The sequence below is a fragment of the Pseudoalteromonas sp. SG44-1 genome, assembly GCF_014164315.1.
Lineage (GTDB): Bacteria > Pseudomonadota > Gammaproteobacteria > Enterobacterales > Alteromonadaceae > Pseudoalteromonas > Pseudoalteromonas rhizosphaerae.
This window is the reverse complement of sequence record NZ_JACJEW010000148.1, coordinates 1-2116: the sequence shown is the minus strand read 5'-3', so window position 1 is coordinate 2116 and position 2116 is coordinate 1. Positions and strand designations below refer to the sequence as shown.

2 protein-coding genes and 1 pseudogene are annotated in these 2116 nt (G+C 36.2%); 1 reads left to right on the top strand and 2 read right to left on the bottom strand.

The window, feature by feature from the left end:
* Nucleotides 1-489 precede the first annotated feature (489 nt).
* Nucleotides 490-842, top strand: a pseudogene (locus H5187_RS24425) (group II intron maturase-specific domain-containing protein); the annotation flags it as partial.
* A 67-nt stretch (nt 843-909) separates the two neighbouring features.
* On the opposite strand, the gene H5187_RS23260 reads toward H5187_RS24425, so the two are convergent.
* Entirely contained in the window at nt 910-1188 is a 279-nt protein-coding gene (locus H5187_RS23260; RefSeq protein WP_149983447.1) for a hypothetical protein, read from the bottom strand.
* Nucleotides 1189-1309: 121 nt separating this feature from the next.
* Entirely contained in the window at nt 1310-1975 is a 666-nt protein-coding gene (locus H5187_RS23255) for a RusA family crossover junction endodeoxyribonuclease (RefSeq protein ID WP_182798445.1), read from the bottom strand.
* Nucleotides 1976-2116: the final 141 nt, after the last annotated feature.

Below are 2116 nucleotides of genomic sequence, written 5' to 3'. Positions count from 1 at the left end.
CATCATCACATTGAGATAATGCTTTTTCAACCGCTTGAACTTTAAATTCTTGTGTAAATCGACGTCTCATTTTTATCTGCCTCTATTAAAAGTTAGAGGCGACAACTATCCTGACACAGGGGGGTGAAATATAACGAGGCTGTAGAATTACTCGTTTTTAATTTATTTTTATTGATGCATTAACCATAGCTGAGTTCCTATTTTGATTCAATCGGTTACTTCGATTTTACGTAAAATATAAAAAGAGGATTTACTGTTGCTTTAATTGGCGTTTTGGAAGGGATTGCAGGTGTTTAAGTGGCTTATTTGGAGAGGTAGCAGCTTACCTTTATTAATGCATCGTGTTTTACGCATGCAAATATTAGTCTTTAAGATAATCCTCATTTACTTCTCTTTTTCTGCTCTTTGTGCAAAAAATATTTTATTGAATTTTTCACAAAGAGGTTCCGAGGCGCTACGCTTTAGAGTAATACAGATGCTAGATCCAAGAAGTATTTACGCGGCTGGGGACACTACTACCTAATAGCCAACGCTTATCAGCTAACGGTAGATTTAGATCACTGGATCCGCCGTAGGATAAGAATGTGCTACTGGCGACAATGGCGCTATTTATAAGGAATAGCACGCACTAAAGTACGCAGTTTAATGAAACTGGGTGTCAGCGAACGGCTCGCCATAGCCTGTGGTATCACCAGTACCAAAAGTAGGCGCTTGGAAGCGAAGGCCCTTGTAGAAGCTCAAAAACAAAAGGAATTAACATTGCGCTAGGCAATAACTACTTAGCTTCACAAGGTTTAGTGTCATTGAGGGATATTTGGATCAATATTCATTACGGGAGATGAACCGCCCATTGCGGACCCGCATGATGGGTGGTGTGGGGCTGGAGGTTAGAGACCTCCGGCTACCCGATTAGTTGCCGTTAATCAAATTTTTTACTGTTATTCCTTTGGTGAACTTATTGAATAACATATAAATAGGATATCCAAGTGTAATATGTAAACCAAAAAGTAGTGAACAACCCAATGGTAATAGTAATACTAAAACTACGGGTGGTGTTTCACCGGGAAATAAACCAAGTAACATAGCTACACCCAAAAGAGTCATCCACACTACTCCTGTGCAAAAGCCAAATAAAAAACCTAGTTTTACTACAGAAGTAAAACTGAGCTTAAGTTTATAAGATTGCATGAAAACTTCCTTGGCAACTAACGCCGCAAATAAACGGCAAAAAATAGTTGGCTATAATTTGTGAGGTACGAACAAAGCCAACTGTTTTTTGTCCGCACTTTTAATTTGACTTGTTATAAGGCTACTCAAAGTACTCATTCTTATTTAACATTTCGTATTCACATAAGCGACCTTTATGAAACACTCTCTGCATTTTGTTTTTTCTTCTGGTTGCTCTTAAGTAACCATCTTTTTCAATTTCAGTCTTTCTAGCTGAATATTGAGTTTGTAAAAGGTCAAAAGCTTCACGCCTTTCAGCTACGCTTTCATACTTAGTTATTGGCAGATAAAGATCCTTATCAATTTCCACAAATACTAACTTTGCTTTTTGAATTGTCTCACTTGGATTAAAATTAAGAGTAATAATGACTTTGTCATTATCGTAATCATAATAATTTACCCATTGGACATGAACATCATCCAATTGATTATCGTCGACCAGCACACAGTCAATACCACAACAGCTATCTATTAACGGTTTTAGAATGTTATCTAAATCAGAAGAGTTAGATGTTTCCAACCTTTTTTGTTCGTGTAATTGCCATGTTAGATGAAAAGAAACATCACCAGTTAAAACATAATCAAGACGGCTTAAAGCAGATCTAACTGCCTTTTTTAACTCTTCTTTTCTTTGAGTATTTTTAGATTGTAGAGTAACTGGTGATATATCAATATCTAAATATATCTCACCATCTTCCCTTAAATCTTCTAACCAACCAAGACCGTAATCAAGTGTAATCTCACTCATAGCTTCCAATGCCTTATAACGAGGCTGTAGAATAACTCGTTTTTAATTTATTTTTATTGATGCATTAACCATAGCCGAGTTCCTATTTTGATTCAATCGGTTACTTCGATTTTACGTAAAATATAAAAAGAGGATTTGCTG